Here is a 26991-nt window from a genome sequence, read left to right as displayed (position 1 = left end):
CATGTCAGTTTCGCCGGAGTGAACCGTGAATTTCCAGCAGCTTAAAATTATCCGTGAGGCGGCCCGTCGGGATTACAACCTGACCGAGGTCGCCAACATGCTCTATACCTCTCAGTCGGGCGTCAGTCGCCATATCCGCGAGCTGGAAGAGGAGCTGGGCATTGAGATCTTCATTCGTCGCGGCAAACGTCTGCTGGGAATGACCGAGCCCGGCAAAGCACTGTTGACCATCGCCGAACGTATTCTCAATGAAGCCAGCAACGTGCGCCGTCTGGCAGATCTCTTTACCAACGACGCCACCGGCGTGTTAACTATCGCGACCACCCATACTCAGGCCCGCTACAGCCTGCCCCCGGTGATCAAGGCCTTTCGGGAGCTGTTCCCGGATGTGCGCCTGGAGCTCATCCAGGGTACGCCCCAGGAGATAGAGATGCTGTTGCAAAACGGTGGGGCGGATATTGGCATTGCCAGCGAGCGCTTAAGCAACGATCCGCTGCTGGCGGCGTTCCCGTGGTTTCGCTGGCATCACAGCCTGCTGCTGCCCCCAGACCATCCGCTGACGCAGGTCTCTCCGTTGACGCTCGAGGCTATCGCAAAATGGCCCTTAATCACCTATCGGCAAGGTATCACCGGGCGGTCACGCATTGATGAGGCCTTCAACCGCAAAGGGCTGACGCCGGATGTGGTGCTCAGCGCCCAGGACTCCGACGTGATTAAAACCTACGTCGAGCTCGGGCTGGGTATCGGGCTGGTGGCGGAACAGTCCGGCGGCGAGCACGAGCAGGGGAGCCTGGTGCGTCTTGATACCCGTCATCTTTTCGATGCCAACACCGTGTGGCTCGGCCTTAAGCGAGGGCAGTTGCAGCGCAACTATGTCTGGCGCTTTATCGAACTCTGCAACGCCGGACTGTCGGTAGAGGAGATCAAGCGTCAGGTTATGGAGCCGGAAGAGGTGGCGATTGACTACCAGATATAGCCAGATTAACCCTGCGATGCGGGGTTTTAACGGTGAGAAATAGCAAAAAGCCCGCTTAAGTTTCCTTAAGCGGGCTTCTTAAATTTGGCTCCTCTGACTGGACTCGAACCAGTGACATACGGATTAACAGTCCGCCGTTCTACCGACTGAACTACAGAGGAATCGTGTGAACGAGGCGCATATTAATGGCCTCGCTATTTTGTGTCAACACTAAATTCAACGCACTGATTCAATTGATTAATTATGACACAGGCTGCTGTTTTAGTGTACTTGCGCGGCGGAATCTTCGCCAGGTCCTTCATTTTCACGTAAACGCTGTAGCGGGTCCTGCTGGTAAAAGTGGCAAAAACGCTGCCACAGGGCCGGGAAGCGCGGAGCGAAAAGTTCGGGTGCACTGAAGAAATATTCCGACAATACCGCAAAGCATTCGGCGGGATCGGTGGCAGCATAGGCGTCGATACTGGCCGCGCTTTCGCCCACCAGATCGATCTCATCCTGAATATTGTTCATGGCGGCGTGCAGATCGTGTTCCCAGCCTGCCACTTCACGCAGGGGAATAAAGGGAACGCCGCTGGCGCGATCGCCGTTACGGGTATCCAGTTTGTGGGCCACTTCGTGAATGATGAGGTTGAAACCTGACGCATCGAACGAGTCCTGAATATCCAGCCAGTTGAGGATAATCGGCCCTTGCTGCCAGCTCTGACCGGACTGCACCATCCGCTGATTGTGCACCAGCCCGATCTCATCCTCCCATTCGTCATCCACTACAAAAGGTGCCGGATAGATAAGAACTTCATGAAAACCGTCCAGCCACTCGATCCCCAGCTGCAGTACCGGCAGGCAAAAGAGCAGCGCTATGCGGGTGCTTTTGCGATCGTCGAGCTCAAAACCCTGCAATGGAACCAGGCGTTTTTGCTGTAAGAACCGTATGGCAAGCTGTACCAGACGCGATTTATCCTCATCCGATAAGGTGGACAGGACGGGGATCGCCAGGGCCTCTTCCCACGGCAGCGCCGCGCTTCGGGCGGATTCATTCGATTTCCAGGGCCACTTAATCATCGCTTTGCTCGCAAACTCGTCACTTGAACAAAATTGAACGGTTATGGTCTGTTAAAATGCCAAATTACCCGGCATGATGGCAACATCAAAACGGAGAGATGCCGGAGCGGCTGAACGGACCGGTCTCGAAAACCGGAGTAGGGGCAACTCTACCGGGGGTTCAAATCCCCCTCTCTCCGCCACGCTCTCTTCCGTCACCCTTTCCGCACGTTTTCTCGTCAGAGATCTTTTACGCTGGCTACCTTATCATTCCACTTATGTGGAGTAATAGCCCTTTACTGCCTCAAGACAATATATGTGAGCTAAATCAGGATGTTTATCGGAAGAGGTTGAAGTGCATTCATTACTCCTGGTGGCAATACTGTCTGAGCAGGGCAATCTGCTCGGGCCGCAGGCGATAGCGATATACCGGCCGGCCGGTCGCGCCGTAGTGAATGCTGGTGTGTAAAATGTTGACCTGCGCCAGCCAAATCAGGTATTTGCGGCAGGATACCCGCGAGATATTAACTGCGCCAGCCAGTTCGTCGGTGGAGAACTCCGTTTCCGGATGCGCATCAATCCACAGGCATAGCGTTCGCAGCGTCTGCGGGGTTAACCCTTTTGGCAGACGGCGGCTGTCTGCCAGCGCCGGCGCACCGCCACGCAGAAGCCGGTCAACATCAGCCTGGTCATAATACTGATGCGCTTCCATCAGCTGCTTTTTTTCGCGCCAGCCCTTTAGTGCCTCTTCGAAACGCGGGAACTGAAACGGTTTGATCAGATAGTCCACCACACCATAGTGCATGGCGACCTGAATAGTGGCACCATCAGAGGCCGAGGTAATCATAATGACGTCTGTTTTGCGCCCGGATGCCCGGATAACCGGCAGCAGGCTCAGGCCATTATCGCGCTGCATATAGACATCCAGCAGGATCAGGTCAACCTGCCGGGCAGGGGAGTGAAGTATGGCCCCGGCTTCTGCCAGGGAAGTGGCTACGCCGCAGCAGCAAAAACCCTCAACCCGATTGACGTACTGGCGGTTAAGATCGGCCACCATGGCATCGTCATCAACAATTAAAACATGTATCACGCGCTATTCCTTTCACTCTCCCAGGGGAGTTGCACAAAAAACTGGGTAAACACGCCCGGTTCCGATTCAACGACGATCTCTCCGCCCAGATCCTCGATCTGCTGACGGGCCAGGTATAATCCCACCCCCCGGTTCTCCCCTTTGGTAGAAAACCCTTTGCTAAAAATGGCGTGCAGATGTTCCGGGGCGATGCCCGGACCATCGTCGCTCACCTCGGCGCTAAGCCAGCCCTGCTGATAGTGCAGCAGCAGACCGATTTCGCCCTCGGGCTGCCCAGTCATAGCATCAAGCGCATTTTCAATCAGATTACCCAGCACGGTAATCAGCCCGGCGACCTGCTGCGCATTGGGATTATCCGGCACCTGACTGGCATCGGAGAGCGTCAGGCGAAACCCTGTCTCTCTGGCGCGATTGATTTTACCCAGCAGAAATCCTGCGACCACCGGCGATTTGATGTTGCGCTGTAGCGTGCCGACATCGGTCTGCCAGGCGTTGGCGGTCGACAGAACATACTCTTCCAGTCTGGCATAGTGCTTCATATGCAGCAGCCCAAGTATCACATGCAGCTTGTTCATAAACTCATGGGAGTGGCTGCGCAGCGCATCCAGATAGTTCACCATACCGTCCAGCCGTTGCAGGAGCTGGCTAATCTCCGTCTTATCACGAAACGTCGTGATGGCGCCCATCAGCTGATTATCGCTCCTGACGGGCAAGGTATTGCAGAGCAACAACCTGCCGTGGCAGTTGAGCTCCTGGTCCTGGCGAGCCATGCCGCTACGCAGCACCTCGCGCAGATTCGCCAGCAGCGGTTCCTCGTGCAGGGCCTTGCTGCTGGCGCTGATATTCAGGATCTGGCGGGCGGCGTGGTTGACCATCGTTACACGCCCCTGCTGATCCACGGCGATCACCCCTTCGCGCAGGGAGTGCAGCATCGCCTGACGTTGTTCGAGCAGGGCTGAGATTTGATAAGGCTCCAGCCCAAACAGAATGCGCTTCAGCATCCGCACCAGTCCCCAGGCGCCGAGCGCGCCCAGCAGCGCGCTGAACAGCACCAGCCAGATGGCGTCCCAGCGATTGCGGGCGATCTGCTGCTCTACTTTATTCAGTGAGATCCCCACGGCAACGACACCAATTTGCTGGTGGTGCGCGTTATACACCGGAGTGAACACGCGCAGCGCCTCGTCGAGTACGCCGTGATTGATGGCGACATTCTCTTTATCCTCCAGCGCAGGCCGCAGATCGGCCCCAATAAAAGCTTTGCCGAGCAGGGCGCTGTTAGGATGGGAATAGCGGATCCCCTGCATATTGGTGACAACGGCAAACAGCAGATTATTACGCTGCATCACTGCCATAGCGACAGGCTGAATAATGTTGCTGTCCGGCGGGAAGGATAAGCCGCGGATCACCTCCGGGCTGTCGGCCAGGGTTCTGGCGACGGCGAGAGCGGTATCCCGCACACCATCACGGGTGGCGCGGGTGATTTGGGCAAAGTAGAGAACAAAAATCACCAGTAATATTGCGCCCGTTACACCGTACACCATCAGCGTGACCAGCGTGTTCAGTTTCATTGGGCGCTTGTGCGTGGGGGGAAGGGGCGGCAAATCGCGCATTGAAACTCCGGTCAAGAGGGAAAGGGGGGCATTATCGCTGATGGGCGGGATTTGTAAAAGCGATGTAAAACTGGTGGCGACAGAAAGTAAAAAGCCCGCTTTGCAGCGGGCTTAAGAGCGTTTGGCGATCTCAATCAGAACTGGTAAACGATACCCATCGCGAACTGGTCATCAGCATGCGCGCCAGTAATACCCGCTTCGTCTTCATCCAGCAGGTTGAATTTATAGGCGGTATAAACGTTCATGTTTTTGTTGAAGTAGTACCAGGTACCCAGTTCAACATAGTTCACCAGATCGGCATCAACGCCGCCATGACCGTTACGTGCATACAGGTCTTTGCCCTGGGAGTAGACGTAGCCCAGAGAAGGACGCAGGCCGAAATCGAACTGGTACTGGACCACGGCTTCGACGTTGCGGGTTTTGTTAGCGAAACCCGCATCTCCCGCCCAGGTCATGTTACGGGTTTCACCGTACATCACCGCAGCATAGAGGTTGTTGGCATCATACTTCGCTGCCAGTGACCAGATTTCTGCGGTATCGCCGTAGCCGTCAGCAGTCTGCTTGTTGGTACGGTCAGACTTACCGTATACACCCACGAAGCCGAAGCCATCAAAGTTGTAGGCCAGAGAAGTGCTGTAGCCGTCACCGTTGGCTTTTTTCATCTGACGATCGTTGTTTTTACCCTGGTACTGGAGGGCAAAATCCAGACCCTCAACGGCACCAAAGAAGTCGCTGTTGCGATAGGTCGCCACGCCGGTTGTGCGGCCAGTCATGAAGTTATCGGTGTGAACCCAGGAGTCGCCACCCCATTCCACCAGCATATCGGTGTATGCACCTGCATCGTACGCCACGCCGTAGTTACGGCCATAGTCGAACGAACCATAGTCACCGAATTTCAGGCCTGCGAACGCCAGACGGGTGCTCTCATCCTGCTCGCCTTCCGGAGTGCTGGCGTTCAGGTTGTATTCAAACTGGCCATAACCGGTCAACTGGTCGTTGATCTGCGTTTCGCCTTTGATACCGAAACGGGCATAGGAGGTATCGGCATTCTCGCTGTTGCTATCATCGGTCTTGTCCCAGATACGCTCACCGACCATTTTTCCGTACAGATCGAATTTATTGCCGTCCTTGTTGAAAATCTCCGCCGCATTAGCCGCGCCAGCGCATAATAAAACAGGGACAAGAACTGCCAGAACTTTTCTTTTCATTATATATTCCTTTGTATGTATTTTCTTCATGAATATACGTAAGCCCCTCCGGGTTACGGAGGTAATACTATTTCAGTGCAGGTTTTTTCTGTTTAAAAATAAATGTAACAGAATTATTTAGAGTATTTCAAAATATTAATATAAGTGTCTTTATATGTTTATTTTATACGTTTAAGACAAGCATATACGGTGATTATTGATTTTTATATCAGTTAGTTATTGATGGTTTGGATTTATTAGGTTGCTTTATGTTTTCAGGACGGGAAAAAGTAATAAAAAAGCCCGATAATATTATCGGGCGAAGATAAGGGTAATTTAAGGGTGTTTAATCATGAAACGACAAAAAAGCTCATAACCTCTTTATCATTACATAATTATAAGCTTTAGAAAACAGGTTTATCGGAATGCTGAGAGCAAAATAATGCCGCAATATAATTGATCTCCTGCTGACCTCTCATTAGCGCGTAAGCGAAGCCGCGTAATAAACAGGCACGCTTAAAAATTGCTTAAGATCAACTTAACGCAAATCGGCAGCATAAAATCTGCTCAGGAGAGTGCATTAAATAGAAAAATGTGATTTATTTCACATTTTATATTATTGATGTGAATGTAGTGGTGCTGCTGCGCTGAGAGGAGAACATGGCAAAGAAAAACGAACGCAGCCTGGGCGGCAAACTGGCATTGTGGGTATTTTACGCCTTTTGCGGCTACTTTCTCTGGGCGATGGCGCGCTATGTATGGGTCATCAGTAAAGTCAGCTCGGTATCAGGTTCGCTGATTCAAAGCGATCCCGGCTCGACAGCCGGCAAGTGGCTGGGCGCCCTGTGCGGCTTTCTGGTATTGAGTGTTGTGGGGGCGATCCTCGGCGGCATTGCCTGGTATACCCGGCCGCGTGATATGTCAGATCGGTAAATAGTTGCTATTGTACAGCTTTTCACTTTATGGAAAGCGCTATGGAACTTGTGCAGTGGCAGCAACGCTTTGAAAACTGGCTGACGGCGCATTACGCCAGCGAGGATACCGCCCATGATATCTCCCATTTCCGTCGTGTCTGGAACACCGCTAAACGCCTGATGGCTGACCAGCCGGTCGATGCGCTGGCGATCCTGGCCGCCTGTTATTTTCACGATATTGTCAGTCTGCCAAAAAATCATCCGCAGCGAGGCCGCTCGTCGCAGCTGGCAGCGGAAAAAACGATCGCGATCCTGCGCGAGGACTTTGCCGATTTCCCGCCCCCACGCTACCCCGCCGTTCAGCATGCGATTGAAGCGCACAGTTTCAGTGCCGGGATCCCGCCGCGCACGCTGGAAGCGAAAATCGTGCAGGATGCTGACAGACTGGAAGCCCTGGGTGCTATTGGTCTGGCACGCGTGTTTGCCGTCTCTGGCGCGCTGGGTGTGCCGCTTTTCGACCCGGAAGATCCCTTTGCCGATGAGCGCGAGCTGAACGACCGCGCCTTTGCGCTTGACCATTTTCAGACCAAATTGCTGCGCCTGCCGCAGACGATGCAAACCGCCGCCGGGCGTGAGCTGGCGCGTCAGAGCGCTGATTTTTTAATCCAGTTTATGGCCCGGCTGAGTGCCGAACTACGCGGTGATTACGAAGGCACCGACAGTGCGGTGTTACAGCGTTTCCGGGAAAGTCTGTAAAGGCTTTCTGTGTTACTCTCTTTTAACCCCTTTTGGTCCGGTTAAATGTATGCAGGAAAATGTATCAGTGACGGAGTCCGCGTTTTTGCTGGCAGAAAAATCAACGGCGTCAGTGCAGGCGTTATTGTGCCAACTGCTGGAAATTTACGATGCCAGAACGCTGGCGCATCTGCTGAATGCTCAGGGCGAAAGCCACTGGAGCCCGGCAATCATTAAGCGGCTGGTGACCAGTGAGCGGGCAGGGCGTCGTCTCAGCGACGGCGAATATAGCGTCTTGCAAAATCTGCTGCCTCGTCCGCCAGCCTGTCATCCTCACTATGCTTTCCGTTTTGTCGATCTCTTCGCCGGGATCGGCGGCATCCGCCACGGCTTTGAGGCGATTGGCGGGCAGTGCGTGTTTACCAGCGAATGGAATAAACACGCGGTGCGTACCTATAAAGCCAACTGGTATTGCGATCCTGACGCGCATCAGTTCAACGAGGACATTCGCGAAGTGACGCTCAGCCACCAGAGCGGTGTGACGGACGAAGAGGCGGCGCAGCACATTCGTGACAACATTCCTGCCCATGACGTCCTGCTCGCGGGCTTCCCGTGCCAGCCGTTTTCCCTGGCGGGGGTATCAAAAAAGAACGCGCTGGGCCGCGCGCACGGCTTTGCCTGCGATACCCAGGGAACCCTCTTCTTCGATGTGGCGCGCATTATTGATGCCCGCCGCCCGGCCATCTTCGTCCTTGAAAACGTCAAAAACCTGAAGAGCCACGACGGGGGCAAAACGTTCCGCATCATCATGCAGACCCTGGATGAACTGGGATATGACGTGGCGGATGCCGCTGACAGCGGCCCGGACGATCCTAAGATCGTTGACGGTAAACATTTTCTGCCGCAGCACCGCGAGCGCATTGTGCTGGTAGGCTTTCGTCGCGATCTCAACCTGTGTGGTAATTTTACGCTGCGGGATCTCCCGGGGCTGTGGCCGACCCGACGCCCGACCATTGCCGATCTGCTTGAGCCCGTGGTGGACGCCAAATTCATTCTCACCCCGGTGCTGTGGAAATATCTTTATCGCTATGCCAAAAAGCATCAGGCGAAGGGCAACGGTTTTGGTTTCGGCATGGTCGATCCTACCAACCCACACAGCGTCGCCCGCACGCTGTCGGCACGCTATTACAAAGATGGCGCCGAGATCCTCATCGACAGAGGCTGGGATAAAGCCCTTGGCGAGCGCGATTTCGATGATGCCGAAAACCAGCGCCACCGTCCGCGCCGTTTGACGCCGCGGGAGTGCGCGCGATTGATGGGATTTGAAACCCCTCAGGGCTACGGCTTCCGCATTCCGGTATCAGATACTCAGGCCTATCGCCAGTTTGGTAATTCGGTGGTCGTGCCAGCTTTTGCAGCTGTTGCCCGGTTGCTGGAGTCGCGCATTTTGCAGGCAGTTGAGAAACGCAAGGCTGAGGCCGCGAATGGCGGACGTTCATAATAAAGCCACCCGCAGTAAAAACATGCGCGCTATCGGCACGCGGGATACGGCTATCGAAAAACGGCTGGCCGGCCTGCTTACGGAGGTCGGTTTTGAGTTTCGTGTGCAGGATGCCGCCCTTGCCGGACGGCCTGATTTTGTCATCGACAGCCATACGTGTGTGATCTTTACCCACGGCTGTTTCTGGCATCGTCACGACTGCTATCTGTTTAAAGTCCCGGCGACCCGAACCGATTTCTGGCTGGAAAAAATTGGCAAGAATGTCGCGCGTGATGCACGAGATATCGCTGTGTTGCAGGAGCAGGGCTGGCGGGTGCTGGTGGTGTGGGAGTGTGCGCTGCGCGGCAAAATGAAGCTCGATGACAGGGCGCTCACGGAGCGGCTGGAAGAGTGGATCTGCAGCGGCGGTAACGCCGCGCAGATCGACACGCAGGGCATTCGCCCGCTTACGGTTTCTCAGCCTGACAAGAGGTAACCACCGGTTTTGCCGGCAGCAGGTACTTGCCGAGCGTCACCAGCACCACCGCCATAATAATAATCCCCAGCGCCAGCCACTCTGTCGCCGAGAGCGATTCCCCGCCAAGACCCGTGCCCAACAGGACGGCCACTACTGGATTGACATAGGCATAGCTGGTGGCGACCGCCGGTGAGACATTGCGGATCAGAAACATATAGGCGTTAATCGCGATCACCGAACCGAAAATCGCCAGATAGCCCACCGCCAGCCACCCTGAGAGGTCGGGTAGGGCGGTCATTTTCTCCCCCGACAGCAGGGACGCTGCCAGCAGTACGATCCCGGCGGTGACCATCTCAATGGCGCCGGCCATCATGCCGGAGGGCAATTCAATGCGCGAGCCGTAAACCGAACCAAACGCCCAGCTCATCGAGCCAATCAGGATCAACACCGCTCCCCACGGATTACCGCTGAGGTTACCACCGCTGTTAAGCAGAATAATGCCCACCATCCCGATGGCGATCCCCAGCCACTCCAGCTTGCGCGTTTTGATGCCAAAAAGACGGCTGAAGCAGAGGGTGAACAGCGGAACGGTGGCCACCACCACCGCGGCGATACCGGACGGCACATTCTGATGCTCGGCGACGGTGACAAAGCCATTGCCCACCGCCAGCAGCAGGACGCCAATCAGGGCGGCATTGAGTAACGGACGCAGCGGCGGCAGCCTATGGCCGCGCAGGAGCAGAAACGCCAGCAGCAGCGTACCCGCCGAGAGGAACCGTACCCCCGCCATCAGCAGAGGGGGCCAGCTTTCCACCCCAATGCGGATCACGAAGTAGGTGGAGCCCCAGATGATATAGAGCGCAAACAGGGCGCCCGCTAATGGTAAGACTTGCCTGAAACGCATACTCCCTCACGGCGAATTAAAAAGGTCGCATATAGTTAACGTGAAAACTATCACGCTGGCGAGTCCTTTAATTGTGTCGTTGATGTGAATAATTTGTTGACATATACGGGGTGGTTTCGAGGTTTGCGGTTTTACTCCATACTGTTGTGGTAATTAACAAAAAGAAGGAACCTTATTTTGGCGGGAAGTAGCTTATTAACTCTGCTGGATGATATCGCCACGCTGCTGGACGATATTTCACTGATGGGAAAACTGGCGGCGAAAAAGACCGCAGGCGTGCTGGGTGACGATTTGTCGCTAAACGCCCAACAGGTGACGGGCGTGCGTGCCAACCGGGAACTGCCCGTGGTCTGGGCCGTGGCGAAGGGATCGTTGCTCAATAAAGTGATCCTCGTGCCGCTGGCGCTATTGATCAGCGCCTTTATTCCGTGGGCCATTACGCCGTTGCTGATGATCGGCGGGGCGTTTCTCTGTTTTGAAGGGGCGGAGAAAATCCTCCACTCCCTGGCATCACGTAAAGATAAGGAGAAGGAGTCTCCGGCCGCGCGGCAACAGCGTCTGGAAGCGCTGGCAGCAAAGGATCCTGTCGCGTTCGAGCGCGATAAGGTGAAGGGGGCTGTTCGCACCGACTTTATTCTGTCGGCGGAAATTGTCGCCATCACTCTGGGTATCGTGGCGGATGCGCCGCTGCTGAATCAGGTGCTGGTGCTCTCGGGGATCGCCGTTCTGGTGACCATTGGGGTTTACGGTCTGGTAGGGCTCATCGTCAAACTGGACGATATCGGCTACTGGCTAAACGAAAAGCGCAATGCGCTGGCGAAGGCCACAGGCAAAGCGCTGCTGGTGATTGCGCCCTGGCTAATGAAGTCGTTATCGGTGATTGGCACCCTGGCGATGTTCCTGGTCGGCGGCGGGATTGTGGTGCACGGTATTGCGCCGCTGCATCATGCCATTGAACACTTTGCAGAAGCACAAGCATCTGTTATTGCAGCCATTTTGCCAACGTTACTCAACCTGGTGCTCGGCTTTATCATTGGCCTTATCGTTGTGGCAGTCGTGAAAGTTGTGGAAAAAATGCGAGGGCACTCACATTAATAGGTTGAAGCTATACCAGGCATAACTGTTATTCCTCGACTAAATTGATACAGTTTCACACTGATAAAGGAGGCGGTTATGGTCTTTCTGGTCAGCGATGAAGTTAAGCCTAAAAATGGCGGCCCACGTATGGTCGTCACCGGCTATGCAAGCGGAATGGTGGAATGTCGCTGGTACGACGGTTACGGCATCAAGCAGGAAGCGTTTCATGAAGATGAGCTTCAGCATGGTGATGGCACCCGGCGACAGGACAAGGCTTAAGTCACGCTACGCCCGGCACTGCCGGGCGTTTTTGTACGTTATAATCGCGCCAACCGCAGTAGCATTGCAAAATCAGCCAGGCTTTGACGTCATGCAGATGGCGAAGGTGGCCTTCACGGAGTAGGTGTGGAGCACGACATCGTTTCAGGAAAAGACGCTTTTACGGCACGACATCGCTTTCATCCGGGCCGGGTTGTTAACATCTGCTTTATTGTCGTCCTCATCTTCTCCACGCTGTTGACCTGGCGTGAAGCCGTGGTGCTGGAGGATGCGTACGCGGCCAGCCAGAAAAATCATCTGGAGACGGTGGCCAATTCACTGGATCGCCAGCTTGAGTTCAGCGTGGAAAAGCTGCTGTTCTTTCGCAACGGCATGCGCGACGCCCTTGAAACGCCCCTCGCATCCCCACTGTTGCGTAATACTGTCGACCACTTTAACGATCTGCAGGGCAAGCCCTCCTGGCAGCTGACCTTCGATGTGCGTCGCACCTTACCCTTGAACGGTTTTCTGATGCCTTTGTACGGCAAACCACCAGCCTGTCACGTGATGATGAACGGATTGAAAGAGAGTTGAGCGCCGCGTTTGAAATGGGCTATTTGCTGCGCATCGACTCTCCGGCAGCACACGCCAGGCGCGTGGTCTATGTTTCCCGCGCCGGGTTTTACGTCTCAACCGATCCCACCGACTGGGGAGGTGACATTATCTCCCGCTACTATCATTTGGTCACACGTCCGTGGTACACCGGCCAGTCGGAGCGTGAGAACCGGGCCCGAAGCGTGCGCTGGTTTACGCATGGGGCAGACGATCGCACCGTTACCGTCAGCGTACCGGTCGATTACCAACGCTACTGGTACGGCGCGCTGGCGTTAGAGTTTACGCTCCCGGGGCTGAAGAAACTGCTGCAGGATGCAGTAGACGGCAATGGTGAAGGTGAGTTCCAGCTCTATGATAAAGGCTTTAATCTGCTCGCCACGTCGGAGAATATTGCGGACAACGTGAATCATTTTGACGAGCGCGAGCGGGCGCAAATTGCCGCTGCTCTGGAAAAAGATACCGAAGGGGATATCCGTCTGGGGAGCCGCTACGTCAACTGGCATCATCTGGATCATTTTAATGGTCTTGTGCTGCGCATCCACACCCTGAGGGAAGGGGCGAACGGTGATTTCGGCAGCATTACTATCGCGCTGGCGATGCTGTGGCTGCTCTTTACCGCGATGCTGGTGGGCTCATGGTTTGTGATCCGCCGGATGGTCAGCAATATGTACCGCCTGCAACACTCGCTGCAGTGGCAGGCCTGGCACGATCCGCTGACCCGGATAAATAACCGTGGCGCGCTGTTTGAGCGGGCAAAAGCGCTGGCGAAGCGGTGTGAACAGCAAAATCAGCCCTACTCGGTGATGCAGATGGATCTTGACCATTTCAAACGGGTTAACGACAGCTTTGGTCACCAGGCGGGGGATAAAGTGCTGACGCATGCGGCTGGCTTAATTACCCGCACGATAAGGGACACCGATGTTGCCGGACGTGTCGGCGGAGAAGAGTTCTGTGTAGTGTTACCGGACACCGGGCCGGAACAGGCGATGGCAATTGCCGAGCGGATCCGCGAGCGCATCAATCGTCGGGAAATCCTGGTGAAAAAAAGCCAGACGACGCGCGTCAGCGTGTCGATTGGCGTCAGCAGCGCAGAGGAGAGCGGTAACTACGATTTTGAACAGCTACAGTCCATCGCCGACGCCCGGCTTTACCAGGCGAAGCAGCGAGGACGCAACCAGGTGGTGGGTCAGGACGAGAAGAAGTGATCCAGCGCTTCACGCCAGCCAGCAGGACCAGGCTGGTGGGTGTGGTAAACCCGCGCCGGATCGTCGTTTTTGAGCGTAATTCCCTGGCGATTGATGCCTTTAACCACCACCGCGAAATCGACACTATCCAGCAGCGGCGCGTCGTTTGGCCCGTCACCCAGACCGAGAGTAGTGGGAAGCGCGCCTTCGCGCTGCAGGTATTGCTCGTTGAGCCAGTTAATCGCCTGATCCTTACCGCCGCGTTCATCAAGAATGTGCCAGAACCGTGCGCCCTGAACATACTTCAACCCCAGCGCGGTCAGCGCATCTTCAAACGCAGCCATTCTCTCATCGCTGTCGCGCCAGATGAGCGTCACCGAGGCTTCATGCAGTTTCGCCAGCCTAGCACGGGCATAATTAAGACCGGTCCACTCACTAATAACCCGCTCGTCCACGTCATCGAAGGTGGTGAATTTGTAACCCTCCCGGGCGCGCAATTGATTGATGATGTTAACGATATCGGCATGGGGAGCGCCATTGATTAACCGTGGGGCGTTGGGATGGTCATCCCAGCGGACATCCAGCTGGATCACCGCGCCATTTTCGGCAATAAAGGGCAAGCCCTCCAGCCCCAGATCGCTCTGGATCTCCAGCATCTCCGCCGCGGTTTTGCTGCTGCAGAGGATCACCGGGATCTGATGGTCCTGTAAGGTATCCAGCCAGCCAAGAGCGGGCTGCCAGTCATAGGTGTGAATATCCAGCAATGTGCCGTCCAGATCGCTATAGATAAGCAGCGGATCGTCGAGTGAAGGCATAGCATCTCCCCTAACAGATGAAGGTCTTTTATAAGAATTTTCTTAAAATAAAATTCTGCAAAACGGTTATCTTATGGAACCGATCCCGCGCACCCCACGGCTGATGCCTGTTGGGCAACTATAATCAACATTTTAATTGCACAGGGAAACTATAAATATGAAGAATATTTCCTTGTCTTGCAAAAAAATTGCAGATAATGTTTACGCGACATCAGATTTCCTGGTGTAACGAATTTACAAGTGCTTCTTGCATGAGCAAGTTTGATCCCGGTCACCCCATGACCGGGATTTTTTTCGCCTCAGCGATTCACCTCTGTGACGCTGAAATCATGGATATCCAGCTCAAAGGCTTCAGCCAGCTCGCGCCAGGTATGGTAATCCCGATCGTTAACCCGTACCCGGGTAGGGTCATCCTCTATGCGCTGTACTTCGCTCTCGCTGATTTCATTGATCGCGGCGAGCAAGGCATCCACATCAACATTCACTTCCCGTTTAGCCGTTTCGCTGTACTCTTTTTCGGTCTTCATTGCGTACTCCTCGTTTACCCTTTACAGCTTTAAGTATAGACCGCCGATAAAAGCGGCAAACGCGCAGCAACACGCTGCCAGTTTTCACGTTTTGTTCTACACTGGCTCAAAACCAGAGGAGGATTTTATGAACGTCAACGATCGGGTAACCGTCAAAACCGACGGCGGGCCGCGTCGCCCGGGTGTGGTACTGGCAGTTGAGCAGTTTAATGAAGGCACGATGTATCTGGTCTCGCTGGAGGACTACCCGCTCGGGATCTGGTTCTTTAACGAGCTTGGCCACCCTGACGGGATTTTTGTTGAGAGCGTGGAGTAACATGCGTGTCGGCTGACGCGGGCTGGCGCGGCCGAAATGAAAAATCTCTGGCATAGCCAGAGATCGGTTTACGTGGCAAAAAGGGAAGGGGTTAACGCAGATTAACGTAAATTCCGTTGGTCACATTGTCGGTCAGGCGAACGACATGATAGATCACTTGCTTATTATGCGTTTTAATCTTCCTTTTAATATTTCCTTTATGTGACGATACGGTTTTCGCCTTGATATTCATCTGGTCTGAAATCTGAATCGTTCCCTGTCCAGCCATCCACATTCGCAGCATGCTGGATTCAGTTCGGCTTAATGATAAAGTGGGAAAATTAAATTTCGCTACACTCTTTATCTCTTTGTTTAAATAATCCCCGATCAGTTCATCCAGCGATTCCGGCTTAATAGATTTCGAACTAATCAGAAGATTCTGACGCACCCGCAAATATTCATCGAAATGGATATTGGCTATAGCCATAAAAACAATAAACAGGGTGCCGGGATGCTGATTAATGATCTGCTTTATTTGCTGACTGTTGGCGGGATCGTGAATGAAACAGTCCTCATTAATAAACACCACACCTGGCGTAAGGGCGTCACATGCGGCGGCAAGTTCGTCAACCGTATGTACATCGTTGATCTCTTTTTTCTTTACCCCTCTGCTGGCCAGATACCCGGTTAACCCTAGCCGGGTGTAACTGCATAAATCCATAATGATCGTTGACATGGCATACCCTCACTCAATGCATAACGATAATTCACCACCTGCCTGAGAGCTCTTTAACAGCCAAACGGGATGGAAAAATAAATTACCTGTGAGCATTACAAGGACTTTCAGGCGAACTCACTATCCCGTAAAGTTACGTATAATTTGCCAGGAAACTTCTTAAAGTAAAGTAAATGTTGAATTATGTGAGGAGTATAAAAGCATTAAACCCGCTCCAGATATATCCTGGCAGATGTTTCTCATTTTCTATTTTAGGAATATCCTCAGAAAGACAATATAAAAAAGAGGGTTTATTGTTTCACGGAAAGCTCGCGCACGATATTGGCCAATAAATTAAATATTTCACTAAATAGATGTTCGCAGAATGGCGCAATAAGCGGCATTAAGAGGCCGATAAGCACAAGGCCGATAGTCAGGGTGATAGGGAAACCAATGACAAACACCGACAGCTGTGGCGCCATACGGTTAAGTAAACCCAGCGCCAGGTTGACGATCAGCAGCAGGGTAATCAGCGGCAGCGCCAGCATCAGGCCGTTAAGGAAAATCAGCCCGGCCGCACGGGTCAGCGCCATAAAAGCGTTGCTGTTTACCGGCTCCCCGCCAATCGGCAGGGTGTGGAAGGTATCCACCAGCATCGAAATCAGCCACAGATGCCCGTCAAAGGACATAAACAGCAGCATCGCCAGCAGGTCGATGATACGAGCAATGATCGGCATGTTAAGCCGACTGCCAGGGTCAAAGAAGGTGGCGAAGGAGAGACCCATCTGCAGACCAATCAGCTCCCCGGCGGTGCGCACGGCGGCAAAGGCAAACTGCATCGTAAAGCCGATGGCCACGCCAATCAGGATCTGCTGTAGCCCAACCCACAGGGCTGGCGCGGAGAAAATTGGCACATTTACCGGCGGCAGCGTTGGGGCAACGATGATGGTAATGAGAATAGCCAGGCCCAGCTTGACCCGCTTGGGTATCGCCCGCTCGCTCAGGATCGGCGCGGTGGAGATGAGGGCCAGGATGCGCAAGAGCGGCCAGAAGTAGAGGCCCAGCCACTCAAGCCACTGGATGCTGGTAACTTGCAGCATACCTAGCCGATGATATAGGGCAGGTTAGTGAACAGATTGCGCATGTAATCCAGCAGCAGGTTGAGCATCCACGGCCCGGCGATAATGATCGCCACAAACACGGCGATGATTTTCGGGATAAACGACAGCGTCATCTCGTTAATCTGCGTGGCGGCCTGCAGGATACTGATGATCAGACCGGTGACCAGCGCCACCAGCAGCAGGGGAGCGGCAACGGAGATGGCGACCTTCATCGCTTCCGTGCCCATCATCATGACCGATTCTGGCGTCACCGGGCGCTCCTTAACTGTAGAAACTTTGTGCCAGCGACCCCACCAGCAGCTGCCAGCCGTCCACCAGGACAAAGAGCATCAGCTTGAAGGGCAGGGCAATGGTTGCTGGCGGCACCATCATCATCCCCAGCGCCATCAGGACGCTGGCGATAACAAGGTCGATAATCAAAAACGGAATGAAGATCGTAAAACCAATCTGAAAGGCGGTTTTCAGCTCGCTGGTGACGTAAGCGGGCAGCAGAATGCGCATCGGCACCGCCTCAGGCCCCTGGATCGGCCCGGCGTTCGCCAGACGGGCAAAGAGCGCCAGGTCAGCTTCGCGGGTCTGACGTAGCATAAATTCCCGCAGCGGTTGCGCCCCTTTTTCCAGCGCCTCCTGCATGGAGATCTTCTCTTCGCTGAAGGGCTGATAGGCGTCGGTGTAAATCTTGTCGATCACCGGCGACATAATGAAAAAGGTCAAAAACAGGGAGAGACCGAGCAGCACCTGGTTAGGCGGCGCGGACGGGGTACCAAGGGCGTTTCGCAGCAGACCGAAGACGATGATGATGCGGGTAAAGCTGGTCATCATCAGCAGAATAGCCGGGATAAAGGTCAGCGAGGTGATAAACACCAGCGTCTGAACAGGCAGAGACCAGCTCTGACCGCCATTGGCCATCGGCGTCGAGATCAGGCCGGGCAACTGGGCATACACGGCGGGAGCAAACAGGCCAACCCCGGCAAGCGTAAGGGATAACAAACGGCGCATCACGATCTCCCGGAACGCTTAAGCAAACTCTTCATCACGGACTGAAAATCCTGCGGAACCTCTGTGCGACTCTCCTCAGAGACCGGCGCAGGCGGTAATTTATGCAGAATATTAATGTTTGAGGCGGTCACACCCAGCACCAGCCGGGCGTCTTCCACTTCAACGATCACCACGCGCTCACGCGGGCCCAGCGAAGTGCTGGCAGCAAGCTTCAGCCCGCGGGCACCGGCGGTTTTGCCCGCCAGTCCCACGCGTTTAGCCAGCCAGGCGGCAACGAGAATAAAGGCAATAATACCCAGCAGCGCGCCGCTGACCTGAAGCAGCGGCGAACCTGGCACCGCAGAGGGCTGAGAGACGACTGCCTGGGTCTTCATGCTTAACGGCTCAGACGACGCATACGTTCAGACGGGGTAATGATGTCGGTGATACGCACGCCGTACTTATCGGCGACAACCACAACTTCACCCTGGGCAATCAGGTAGCCGTTGATCAGAATATCCAGCGGCTCACCGGCCAGGCCATCCAGCGCCACGACCGAACCCTGCGTCAGGCGCAGCAGCTCTTTAATGGTCATGCGGGTACGGCCCAGCTCCACGGTCAGCTTGACCGGGATATCCATAATCAGATCGATATCCTGCAGCGTACCGCTGACGTCGCCGCCGCCCAGCTGCTGGAATACCGAATCGGCAACGCTTTTGCTGGCCGGTGCTTTTTGTTCGTTTAACGCCTCAGCCCACAGATCGTCCAGTGCTCCGGTGTTGTCATCGGACGGATTGTTCATATCACTCATTTGGGCTGTTCCTCATTCAGAGAATTCAAAATCGGGTTGATCAGGTGCTCAACGCGTAACGCGTACTGATTATTCACGGTGCCATACTGGCTGGTCAGCACGGGCACGCCATCCACATGCGCAATGATGCGGTCGGGTTTTTCTATCGGCAGAACATCGCCGGGTTTTAATTTTAAGATCTGCGACAAACGCAGCGGCACGTCGGCAAAATTGGCCACCAGTTCTAACTGGGAGTGCTGAACCTGGCGTACCAGGTTCTCACGCCAGTTCTGATCTTCATGGCGGGAGTTCTCCAGCGGCGGGTTCACCAGCACTTCGCGCAGCGGCTCAATCATGCTGAACGGCAGGCAGATATTGAATTCGCCGGTCAGGTTGCCGATCTCCACGTGGAACGGGGTGTTGACCACGATGTCGTTTGGCGAGGTGGTAATGTTGGTGAACTTCACCTGCATCTCGGAACGCACATACTCCACGTCGAGCGGGTGGATCGCCTTCCATGCGTCGCTGTACCCCTCAAGGGCCAGCTTCAGCATGCGGTTGATAACGCGCTGTTCGGTGTGGGTGAACTCGCGGCCTTCCACTTTAGTCGGGAAACGTCCGTCGCCGCCGAAGAGGTTATCTACGGCGATAAACACCAGGCTTGGCGAGAAGACGAACAGACCCGTGCCACGCAGCGGTTTCAGATGGATTAGGTTGAGGTTCGTCGGCACCGGCAGGTTACGGGCGAACTCATGATACGGCTGAATGCGGATCGCACCGACGGTAATATCCGGGCTACGGCGCAGCAGGTTAAACAGCCCCATACGGAACTGACGGGCAAAACGTTCGTTGATGATCTCCAGCGCCTGCAGACGCTCGCGCACCACGCGACGCTGGGTATTGGGATCGTAGGGGCGAATATCACTTTCGCCCGCCAGGCCCGCTTTTGGTTCGTCGGCTTTATCGCTGTCGCCGTTGAGCAGCGCATCGATTTCCGCCTGAGAAAGAATACTGTCGCCCATGTCGTTACCGCAGAATGAAAGCTGTATACAGAACGTCGGTGACTTCCTGCTTAGGTTGACCGCTGATCAGAGGCGCGGCCAGCGTTTGCTTAATGGCTTCCACCAGCTTCTGCTTACCTTCATCGGTAGAGAGCTGGGTGGCATCCTGACGAGAAAACAGCAGCAGCAGACGGCTGCGCACTTCCGGCAGGTATTCACTCAGACGCGCGCGGGTAGCTTCGTCTTTCAGACGCAGCGTAATGCCCACGTAAAAGACGTGATCGGCGTCGCCCAGGTTAACGGTGAACGTATCCAGCGCAAAAAAGACAGGTGCCGCCGGCGGTGGTGGCTCCACTTTGGCTTCGGCTGAAGGGGCTTTATTCATACGCCAGTAGCTGTAACCTGCGGTGGCGCAGGCGGCGAGCGTAATTAACACCAACAGCGGGATCCAGATGGAACGCTTACTTTTTTTGGTGATGGCGGAGTCAGTCATCTGTTGCGTGCTTCCTGTTTCGGGACTGCTAATGTGGTGATTATCCCGTGTCCTGTCGCCGTCAAAGGGTCGAAAAGACGGGGATAATCACGCTACCTCTGGCGTTTAGGTTTAGGCGAAGATATCGACGGCACTGTTTCCACGGGCTGCAGACTGCAGCGAGGCCGGTGCCGCCAGCAGCTCATCGCTCTCTTCATCAAATCCGCCGTTATTGCCGGAGCGGGATGCCTGCTGCTGATGCTGAGAGGAGGCCTGCTGTTGACCGTTAAAGTTTTCACTGCTGATGCTGCTTTGCGTAAGCTGAATACCGTTTTCCGCCAGCTGAGTACGCAGCACCGGCAGTGCCGCTTCCAGCGCCGCGCGAACGTGGCTGTGGCCTGACACCATCTGCAGCTGCGCCTGGTTATCATCCAGCTTAAGCGTAATTTGCACCTGGCCCAGATCTTCCGGGTGCAGACGCAGCTCGGCGCTCTGCTGGCCCTGACGGGTGAACAGCGTGATGTGCTGGCTGATGGTCTGCTGCCACTCATTGCTGCCCAGCTGGGCGCTGACCACCGGTGCGGCGGCCATCGTCGGCTGAGCAGAGGTAAGATTGCTGACAATCGGCCCCATCGTGATGGTCGGCCCGGTCGGGGATGGTGTGCTCTCAGCCGCCTGTCTGGTCGTTGCCGCGGCGACGGCTGGCGTCAGTTGGGTGTCAGAGGCTAAGGCCGCACCTTTATCCTGAGCCACGTTTTTTGCGGTGCGCAGCGCATCGGTATCCAGCGCTGGCTGATGACCACGATCGCCATTCAGCGTCGCCTTCACATCCAGGCTTCCGGCGCTCACTGGCTGAGGCGCGGCCGCGGTTGCGGTCTGCTGGTGGGGAAGCATCGCCATGAGGGCGCTTAATCCCGCCAGCTCTTCCTCGCTAAGCTCCGTTTTGCTGTCAGCCTCTTTAGCGGCCTGGGCCAGCGATTTCAGCACCTCGCTTTTGGCGACCGGCAACAGGCCGTGTGCCAGCCCCGGCTGGCTGGCATCTTCATCGGATAGCGTCAGATCCTGACGCGCCAGCAGCTCGGCAAGCTTGCCGGCATCGGCGTCAACGTCGCTATCGGCGGCACCGGTTTGCAGCGCCGCCTGGGCGAACTTGCCGCCCGATGAGTGGAGATCGTTCAGCGTCAGGCCGACATCTTTGCCCTGACCTTTGGCATCGCTTAACGCGCCCGCCAGCAGGGCAAGAAAATCCTGCGCGCCGTCGGCCGCTTTTCCGCCCCGCGCGCCAGCCGTAAGATCGCTGTCGCTCGAAAGCAGTTGTTGAAGGGTGATCATTCCGGGGTCCTCATTGATGCCCGCTGGGCAAATTCATCCATTTTTTTCTGATCGAGACGGCTTTCCGCCAGGGTTGCGGCGGCAAGCTGGCGATCCTGCAGTGTCTGCCAGGCCTGTAAGCGCTGTTTCTTCTCTCGCCAGGCTGTTAACGCAAGGTCGACTTTATTGCTCCACTGAACCACCTGCTGGCGATGCTGTTCGATCGCTTTCTCCAGCGTCTGGATGAACTGTTGATAGTTGATCCAGCGCTGGCTGCCGATGCCCTGCGTCATATCGGTATTGAGGTTGGTGCGATACTCATGCTGGTAGTCAATCAACATCTTCAGCTGCTCTTCCGCCTGTTGCTGTCCGCGGCGCATCACCCCAAGGTGCTGCGCGGCATGATCAACATCCTGCTCGGCCAGATCTTTCAGCGTGGTTAATGCGCCGTGTTGTGCCATGACATTCGCCCTCTACCTTGTTACACCTGCGGGAAGATCATCTCCAGAGCCTGGATTGAGCTTTCCCAGTCGGCCTTCTCAAAAATACCCTGCTGCAGATACGCCTCCAGATGCGGCCACAGGGCAATCGCCTTGTCGAGCATCGGGTCGCTGCCTTTGGCATACGCCCCGACGCTGATCAGATCGCGGTTGCGCTGGAAGCTGGAGAGCAGCTGTTTGAAGTTACGCACCCGGGCGTAATGCTTCTCGGTAATCAGCGCCGTCATCGCACGGCTGATAGAGGCTTCGATATCGATAGCCGGATAGTGGCCCGCTTCGGCCAGGCGGCGCGACAGGACGATATGGCCGTCGAGGATCGCGCGTGCCGAGTCGGCAATCGGGTCCTGCTGGTCATCGCCTTCGGTCAGCACCGTGTAAAAGGCGGTAATGGAGCCCCCGCCATTGATGCCGTTCCCGGCGCGCTCCACCAACGCCGGGAGTTTGGCAAACACCGAAGGCGGGTAGCCTTTGGTAGCCGGTGGCTCGCCAATCGCCAGAGCGATCTCACGCTGGGCCATCGCATAACGGGTCAGGGAGTCCATGATCAGCAGCACGTGCTGGCCGCGGTCGCGAAAATCTTCGGCGATACGGGTGGCATAGGCAGCCCCCTGCATGCGCAGCAGGGGAGAGACATCCGCCGGGGCGGCAATCACGACCGAGCGGGCACGCCCCTCCGCACCGAGGATGTTCTCGATAAAATCTTTAACTTCACGGCCACGCTCGCCAATCAGCCCCACCACGATAACGTCGGCCTGGGTGTAGCGGGCCATCATGCCGAGCAGCACCGATTTTCCGACGCCGGAGCCGGCAAAAAGGCCCATACGCTGGCCGCGACCGACGGTCAGCAGGGCGTTGATCGGGCGCACGCCGGTATCCAGTACGTGTTCGATTGGGGTGCGTTGTAACGGGTTGAAGGGCGGTGTGACCAGCGCCCCGGTTTCGGTGGTGTCGGGCGCGGGCTGGCCATCCAGCGGCTTACCGGCGCCGTCCAGCACCCGTCCGAGCAGCGCCGGGCCGAGCGGCAGTTGCTTGCCGCTGTGCAGTCCGTCGCTGGAGAAATTTTTGGCATAGACCCGCGCGCCGGGCAGCACGCCTTCGACCTCTTCCAGCGGCATCAGGAACAGACGCTGGCCGTTAAAGCCGACCACTTCGCTCTCGACTTCGTGGATCTCGTTACCGTCCTGCCGTTCGATAATGCAGGTGGCCCCCAGCGGCAGTTGCAGGCCCGTCGCCTCCAGTACCAGACCGGTGGCGCGGGTTAAGCGGCCATAGCGACGAACGGGGGGCAGTTGCGCCATCTTCGCTTCAAAGTTGTCGAGGGTGGTGAGCCAACGGGTGAGGCGAGCGGTCATCAGATGACTCCCGGTGCCGCCAGGCGGCACAGTTCCTGCCAGCGGGTTGCCACGCTGGCATCCAGATCCCCTTCATCGGCAGAGACTTTGCAGCCGCCGTGATGCAGGGTCGGATCGCCGCGCAGACGCCAGCCGTGCAGGCTCAGGGTCGCGCCGAGCATCTCTTCCACGCGCTGCAGATCGTCTGGGTGGACGCGCAGCTGCGGTTTGCCGCTGAACAAGGGCTCCTGCTGCAGCAGCCCCTGGATCTGTTTGATAAGCGAAGAGTTATCCACTGGCGGCGTATGGCCAATCACCTGGCGTGCCGCCTCAAGCGCCATCTGCATCAGGCGCGAGGCGATCACGCTGTCCAGCGCGTCCAGGGTATTCTGGAACTCGCTCACCAGCTGCTGCATCCGGGCATGGATCGGCGCCTGCTGCGAACGCGCCTGTTCTAACCCCTGGGCCAGCCCCTGAGTCAGACCTTCCTGATAGCCCTGCTCCTGGCCTTTCTGCCTGCCTTCGTTCAGACCGGCCGCGTAGCCTTGATCGTGCGCCTGCATCTGGATCTGCGCCAGCTGCTGCGCGCGCTGCTCCTCTTCGCTCAGCTCTGGCGCGTCCTCTTCCTCGCCCAGATCGGCAGAAGCGACGGCCGCAGGCACAAATTCCGCGCGGGGAGGGGAGAGATCGTCCGGGGTCCAGACTTTCCACGGCAGTTCATCAGACATAGGTATCCTCGCCGCTGCCTACCACCATCTCGCCGGTTTCTGCCAGACGACGCACAATAAGCAGGATCGCTTTCTGTTCGTTTTCCACCTGAGACAGACGGACCGGGCCACGGTTGGCAAGGTCGTCGCGCAGGATATCCGCCGCACGCTGGGACATGTTGCGCAGGAACTTCTCGCGCAGCGGCTGTTCGGCGCCTTTGAGGGCGATAAGCAGCGATTCGGAGTCCACTTCCTGCAGCAGGCGCTGGATACTGCGGTCGTCCACGTCGACCAGGTTTTCGAACAGGAACATTTCGTCGATAATTTTCTGCGCCAGTTCGCCGTCGAATTCGCGCACTGCGGTAATAACCGCCTCTTCCTGCTGCGTTTTCATCAGGTTGATAATTTCGGCCGCCGTTCTCACGCCGCCCATTTTGCTGCGCTTGAGGTTCTGGCCATCAAGCAGGCCATTCAGTACCTCGGTCAGTTCCGCCAGCGCCGCCGGCTGGACGCCGCCGAAGGTGGCGATACGCAGCATCACATCGTGACGCAGGCGCTCGTCGAACAGCGCCAGAATATCGGCCGCCTGACCACGCTTAAGGTGAACCAGGATAGTGGCGATGATCTGCGGATGTTCGTCGCGAATAAGATCGGCTGCGGTCTGCGGCTCCATAAAGTTGAGCGTTTCGATGCCGCTGGCGGTATCGCGGGTCTCGAGAATATCCTCCAGCAGGCTGGCGGCACGCTCTTCGCCGAGGGCTTTGACCAACACCGAACGCAGGTATTCGTTGGCATTGACGTTGAGCGCCGCAAACTGTTCCGCTTCCTGCTCAAACTCCGACAATACGTCGGTCAGCTGTTTGTTGGAGATCTGACGCACGTTGGCCATTGCCGCACTGAGAATCTGCACTTCGCGCTGGGAGAGGTGTTTGAACACCTCCGCCGCCCGGTCCTCGCCAATGGTCATCAGCAGGATGACGCTTTTATCCGTTCCGGTAAGGTTACTCATTTTCGTTACTCATCCACTGGCGAATGACCAGCGCCACGACGCGCGGATCGTTATCTGACATTTCGCGAATACGCTGGCTCATCACCTCAGCGCCCATGCGCTGGTTAGCACGGCGCTGCTGCAGCTGTTCGTCTTTGCTGAGACGGACTTCCACCGCTTCTTCTGTTTCCTGACGCAGCATGGTCTGCTCTTTCAGCGCCTTCGCCTCTTCGGCGCGGCGTACCAGCTGCGGACGTACCGCTTTACGCCACAGCAGCCAGGCGACAATCACCACCAGCAGCCAGCGACCGGCATCCATCATCTGGGCGATAAAGGACTGAGTTTTCCAGAACGGCAGCTCGCCGCTGTTATCGTCAACCGCACTGAACGGCGAGTTCACGACGTTTAAGGTATCGCCACGCGTCTCTGAGTAACCCATCGCTTCACGGGTCAGGTTTTCAATCTGTTTCATCTGCTCGGCGGTCAGCGGTAGCGGCTTACCGTCCGGCAGAGTTTTGTAGTTGACGACCACCGCCACGGAGAGACGCTGCACATCACCCGTGTTCATTTTGGTGTGGCGAATGGTGCGATCGACTTCGTAGTTAGTGGTTTCGTTGCGGCTGCTGGTGCGCGGGCCGGAATTGGCCGCAGCCGCCGTTTGCTGCTGATTCGCCTGCTGACCGTTCTGCGGGTTCTGCGCTGGCGCATTAATCGGCGCAGTGTTGGCCGGGGCTGGTTGGTTAGAGAGCGCACCCGGTACGCCCCCCGGGAATGGGCCGCCCACCTGCAGATTTTCATTTACCTGACGCGAACGCATCACCGCCTGGGCGGCATCGCCGTTCGGACGATACTGCTCTTCGGTCTGCTCTTTATCGGAGAAATCGATCTGCGCGGTAACCTGGGCATGAACGTTGGTTGTCCCTACAATCGGCCCGAGAATGGCTTCGATGCGGCTCTGAATGCGATTTTCCACATCAGTGGCATATTTCAGCTGTGCGTCATTGAGGTCGCGATCGCCGGTGTTGGATTTGGTTAACAGACGACCCGTCTGATCCACCAGGGTCACATTACCCGGCGGTAAACCCGCCACGGCGCTGGAGACCAGATGCACCACCGCACTGATTTGCCCTTCGTCCAGCGCGCGGCCAGGCTGCAGATTAACGGTGACGGATGCCGAAGGGGCTTTTTGTTCCCGGACAAACAGGGTCGGTTTCGGCATGGCCAGGTGCACGCGGGCGCTTTTCAGCGGACCCAGCGTTTCGATGGTACGGGCCAGTTCGCCTTCCAGCGCGCGCTGATAGTTCACCTGCTCGCTAAACTGGCTGATGCCAAATTTTTCCTGATCCAGCAGTTCAAAGCCTACTGCCCCGCCTTTCGGCAGGCCTTGCTGGGCAAGACGTAAGCGGAGTTCATGAACTTTATCGGCGGGGACTTCCAGCGCGCCGCCGTTATCCGCGAAGCGGTAAGGGACGTTCATCTGGGTGAGCTGGGTGACGATAGCGCCGCCATCCTGATCGGAAAGGTTGCTGAAGAGCGTGCGGTAGTCTGGTTGTTTGGCCCATAAGACCATAGCGACAACAATCGCGATGGCGGCAGCGCCTGCCACGATCAACGGCACTTTAGGGTTCGCGCGCAAGCGGCTCATCCATTCGAGAGATTTAGTTTGAGGGCTTGTTGTTGCTGACGCACTCATAGCGCACCTCGCGACTCATCGTGGATTTCATTATTAGTGTGGAGAAACAAAACAGACTCCCGGGTCGGCAAACACACAAAAAATTCCATAATCATGGCTGTGCCATTATTTGTTGAAACGGGAATTTCTATGCGTCAAATAACCTGGTTTTTTAACGCTATTTAGCGCCTTTATCTCATTGACAGACTGCTACTCTTGAGC

General features: G+C 56.0%; 28 protein-coding genes, 2 tRNA genes and 2 pseudogenes. 10 read left to right on the top strand and 22 right to left on the bottom strand.

Annotation, left to right across the window (positions count from 1 at the left end; translation table 11 throughout):
- Positions 1–25 precede the first annotated feature (25 nt).
- A complete protein-coding gene (gene cbl / locus GNG29_RS14655) occupies positions 26–976 on the top strand; it encodes an HTH-type transcriptional regulator Cbl (RefSeq protein ID WP_103180169.1) in 951 nt (316 codons plus the stop codon).
- 85 nt (positions 977–1061) lie between these two features.
- Here cbl and GNG29_RS14650 read toward each other — a convergent pair.
- Together GNG29_RS14650 and mtfA are read right to left on the bottom strand one after the other, a co-directional pair.
- Positions 1062–1137 (bottom strand) — tRNA-Asn (locus GNG29_RS14650).
- Between the two features lie 100 nt (positions 1138–1237).
- Positions 1238–2035 carry a DgsA anti-repressor MtfA gene (mtfA, locus tag GNG29_RS14645; RefSeq protein WP_103180168.1) on the bottom strand — a complete coding sequence of 266 codons (798 nt, stop codon included), beginning with the start codon at positions 2033–2035 and terminating at the stop codon, positions 1238–1240.
- A 92-nt stretch (positions 2036–2127) separates the two neighbouring features.
- On the opposite strand from mtfA, the gene GNG29_RS14640 reads away from it, so the two are divergent.
- A tRNA-Ser gene (locus GNG29_RS14640) sits at positions 2128–2217 on the top strand.
- A gap of 161 nt (positions 2218–2378) precedes the next feature.
- On the opposite strand, the gene dcuR is transcribed toward GNG29_RS14640, so the two are convergent.
- The 3 genes from dcuR to GNG29_RS14625 all read right to left on the bottom strand — a co-directional run bounded on the left by dcuR (position 2379) and on the right by GNG29_RS14625 (position 5922).
- Entirely contained in the window at positions 2379–3104 is a 726-nt protein-coding gene (dcuR, locus tag GNG29_RS14635) for a two-component system response regulator DcuR (protein WP_103180167.1), read from the bottom strand.
- Complete coding sequence (locus GNG29_RS14630; RefSeq protein WP_156654839.1) at positions 3101–4714, bottom strand: sensor histidine kinase; 1614 nt, start codon at positions 4712–4714, stop codon at positions 3101–3103. The genes dcuR and GNG29_RS14630 overlap by 4 nt, the downstream gene beginning before the upstream one ends.
- A 134-nt stretch (positions 4715–4848) precedes the next feature.
- Positions 4849–5922 (bottom strand): porin, encoded by a 1074-nt coding sequence (locus GNG29_RS14625; RefSeq protein WP_103180165.1) that lies wholly within the window; start codon positions 5920–5922, stop codon positions 4849–4851.
- 639 nt (positions 5923–6561) lie between these two features.
- Between GNG29_RS14625 and drpB the strand changes: the two genes are divergently transcribed.
- The 4 genes from drpB to GNG29_RS14605 are packed head-to-tail and all read left to right on the top strand — an operon-like array spanning position 6562 to position 9526.
- The gene (gene drpB / locus GNG29_RS14620; RefSeq protein ID WP_156654838.1) at positions 6562–6834 is read left to right on the top strand and encodes a cell division protein DrpB; all 273 of its coding nucleotides are present in this window, start codon (positions 6562–6564) and stop codon (positions 6832–6834) included.
- A 41-nt stretch (positions 6835–6875) separates the two neighbouring features.
- Positions 6876–7571, top strand: coding sequence for a phosphohydrolase (locus GNG29_RS14615; protein ID WP_103180163.1), 696 nt, complete (start codon positions 6876–6878; stop codon positions 7569–7571).
- Positions 7572–7620: 49 nt separating this feature from the next.
- Entirely contained in the window at positions 7621–9051 is a 1431-nt protein-coding gene (locus GNG29_RS14610) for a DNA cytosine methyltransferase (protein WP_168192028.1), read from the top strand.
- A complete protein-coding gene (locus GNG29_RS14605; protein WP_103180161.1) occupies positions 9035–9526 on the top strand; it encodes a very short patch repair endonuclease in 492 nt (163 codons plus the stop codon). The genes GNG29_RS14610 and GNG29_RS14605 overlap by 17 nt, the downstream gene beginning before the upstream one ends.
- On the opposite strand, the gene yedA is transcribed toward GNG29_RS14605, so the two are convergent.
- The gene (yedA, locus tag GNG29_RS14600; protein WP_156654837.1) at positions 9498–10412 is read right to left on the bottom strand and encodes a drug/metabolite exporter YedA; all 915 of its coding nucleotides are present in this window, start codon (positions 10410–10412) and stop codon (positions 9498–9500) included. The genes GNG29_RS14605 and yedA overlap by 29 nt on opposite strands.
- A gap of 177 nt (positions 10413–10589) precedes the next feature.
- On the opposite strand from yedA, the gene GNG29_RS14595 reads away from it, so the two are divergent.
- The 3 genes and pseudogenes from GNG29_RS14595 (at position 10590) to dgcQ (ending at position 13567) form a co-directional block, all read left to right on the top strand.
- Entirely contained in the window at positions 10590–11507 is a 918-nt protein-coding gene (locus tag GNG29_RS14595; protein ID WP_156654836.1) for a DUF808 domain-containing protein, read from the top strand.
- A 78-nt stretch (positions 11508–11585) separates the two neighbouring features.
- Positions 11586–11768, top strand: coding sequence for a YodC family protein (locus tag GNG29_RS14590; RefSeq protein WP_103180158.1), 183 nt, complete (start codon positions 11586–11588; stop codon positions 11766–11768).
- 126 nt (positions 11769–11894) lie between these two features.
- Positions 11895–13567, top strand: a pseudogene (dgcQ, locus tag GNG29_RS14585) (cellulose biosynthesis regulator diguanylate cyclase DgcQ).
- Here dgcQ and GNG29_RS14580 read toward each other — a convergent pair.
- Positions 13549–14361, bottom strand: a complete 813-nt coding sequence (locus tag GNG29_RS14580) for a mannosyl-3-phosphoglycerate phosphatase-related protein (protein WP_103180156.1) — start codon at positions 14359–14361, stop codon at positions 13549–13551. The pseudogene dgcQ and the gene GNG29_RS14580 sit on opposite strands and share 19 nt — an antisense overlap.
- A gap of 299 nt (positions 14362–14660) precedes the next feature.
- The gene (gene yodD, locus GNG29_RS14575; protein WP_103822455.1) at positions 14661–14888 is read right to left on the bottom strand and encodes a YodD family peroxide/acid resistance protein; all 228 of its coding nucleotides are present in this window, start codon (positions 14886–14888) and stop codon (positions 14661–14663) included.
- A 127-nt stretch (positions 14889–15015) separates the two neighbouring features.
- Between yodD and dsrB the strand changes: the two genes are divergently transcribed.
- Entirely contained in the window at positions 15016–15204 is a 189-nt protein-coding gene (dsrB, locus tag GNG29_RS23200) for a protein DsrB (RefSeq protein WP_180209824.1), read from the top strand.
- Between the two features lie 91 nt (positions 15205–15295).
- Here dsrB and rcsA read toward each other — a convergent pair whose 3' ends face one another.
- The 14 genes and pseudogenes from rcsA to fliF all read right to left on the bottom strand — a co-directional run bounded on the left by rcsA (position 15296) and on the right by fliF (position 26790).
- Positions 15296–15919, bottom strand: coding sequence for a transcriptional regulator RcsA (gene rcsA / locus GNG29_RS14565; RefSeq protein WP_103180154.1), 624 nt, complete (start codon positions 15917–15919; stop codon positions 15296–15298).
- A 286-nt stretch (positions 15920–16205) separates the two neighbouring features.
- Positions 16206–16998, bottom strand: a pseudogene (gene fliR / locus GNG29_RS14560) (flagellar biosynthetic protein FliR); the annotation flags it as partial.
- Between the two features lie 2 nt (positions 16999–17000).
- A complete protein-coding gene (fliQ, locus tag GNG29_RS14555) occupies positions 17001–17270 on the bottom strand; it encodes a flagellar biosynthesis protein FliQ (RefSeq protein ID WP_032612271.1) in 270 nt (89 codons plus the stop codon).
- A 10-nt stretch (positions 17271–17280) separates the two neighbouring features.
- Positions 17281–18018: a flagellar type III secretion system pore protein FliP gene (gene fliP / locus GNG29_RS14550; RefSeq protein WP_103180152.1), complete on the bottom strand. Its 738-nt coding sequence runs from the start codon at positions 18016–18018 to the stop codon at positions 17281–17283.
- The gene (gene fliO, locus GNG29_RS14545; protein ID WP_103180151.1) at positions 18018–18392 is read right to left on the bottom strand and encodes a flagellar biosynthetic protein FliO; all 375 of its coding nucleotides are present in this window, start codon (positions 18390–18392) and stop codon (positions 18018–18020) included. The genes fliP and fliO overlap by 1 nt, the downstream gene beginning before the upstream one ends.
- A gap of 2 nt (positions 18393–18394) precedes the next feature.
- Positions 18395–18808 (bottom strand): flagellar motor switch protein FliN, encoded by a 414-nt coding sequence (gene fliN, locus GNG29_RS14540; protein ID WP_103180150.1) that lies wholly within the window; start codon positions 18806–18808, stop codon positions 18395–18397.
- On the bottom strand, positions 18805–19809 hold the full coding sequence (gene fliM / locus GNG29_RS14535; RefSeq protein WP_103180149.1) for a flagellar motor switch protein FliM: 1005 nt from the start codon (positions 19807–19809) through the stop codon (positions 18805–18807). Before fliM ends, fliN begins: the two co-directional genes overlap by 4 nt.
- 4 nt (positions 19810–19813) lie before the next feature.
- A complete protein-coding gene (gene fliL, locus GNG29_RS14530; RefSeq protein ID WP_103180148.1) occupies positions 19814–20281 on the bottom strand; it encodes a flagellar basal body-associated protein FliL in 468 nt (155 codons plus the stop codon).
- A 111-nt stretch (positions 20282–20392) separates the two neighbouring features.
- Entirely contained in the window at positions 20393–21592 is a 1200-nt protein-coding gene (fliK, locus tag GNG29_RS14525) for a flagellar hook length control protein FliK (protein WP_156654835.1), read from the bottom strand.
- The gene (gene fliJ, locus GNG29_RS14520; RefSeq protein WP_103180146.1) at positions 21589–22032 is read right to left on the bottom strand and encodes a flagellar export protein FliJ; all 444 of its coding nucleotides are present in this window, start codon (positions 22030–22032) and stop codon (positions 21589–21591) included. The genes fliK and fliJ overlap by 4 nt, the downstream gene beginning before the upstream one ends.
- 20 nt (positions 22033–22052) lie before the next feature.
- Positions 22053–23423 carry a flagellar protein export ATPase FliI gene (fliI, locus tag GNG29_RS14515; protein ID WP_156654834.1) on the bottom strand — a complete coding sequence of 457 codons (1371 nt, stop codon included), beginning with the start codon at positions 23421–23423 and terminating at the stop codon, positions 22053–22055.
- Positions 23423–24130: a flagellar assembly protein FliH gene (gene fliH / locus GNG29_RS14510; RefSeq protein ID WP_103180144.1), complete on the bottom strand. Its 708-nt coding sequence runs from the start codon at positions 24128–24130 to the stop codon at positions 23423–23425. Before fliH ends, fliI begins: the two co-directional genes overlap by 1 nt.
- Entirely contained in the window at positions 24123–25118 is a 996-nt protein-coding gene (gene fliG / locus GNG29_RS14505; protein ID WP_103180143.1) for a flagellar motor switch protein FliG, read from the bottom strand. Before fliG ends, fliH begins: the two co-directional genes overlap by 8 nt.
- Positions 25111–26790 (bottom strand): flagellar basal-body MS-ring/collar protein FliF, encoded by a 1680-nt coding sequence (fliF, locus tag GNG29_RS14500; protein ID WP_103180142.1) that lies wholly within the window; start codon positions 26788–26790, stop codon positions 25111–25113. Before fliF ends, fliG begins: the two co-directional genes overlap by 8 nt.
- Positions 26791–26991 lie beyond the last annotated feature (201 nt).

This window comes from Leclercia sp. Colony189, from assembly GCF_009740165.1.
GTDB lineage: Bacteria > Pseudomonadota > Gammaproteobacteria > Enterobacterales > Enterobacteriaceae > Enterobacter.
The sequence above is the reverse complement of the archived record's forward strand: the minus strand, read 5'-3'. Positions and strand labels throughout refer to the sequence as shown.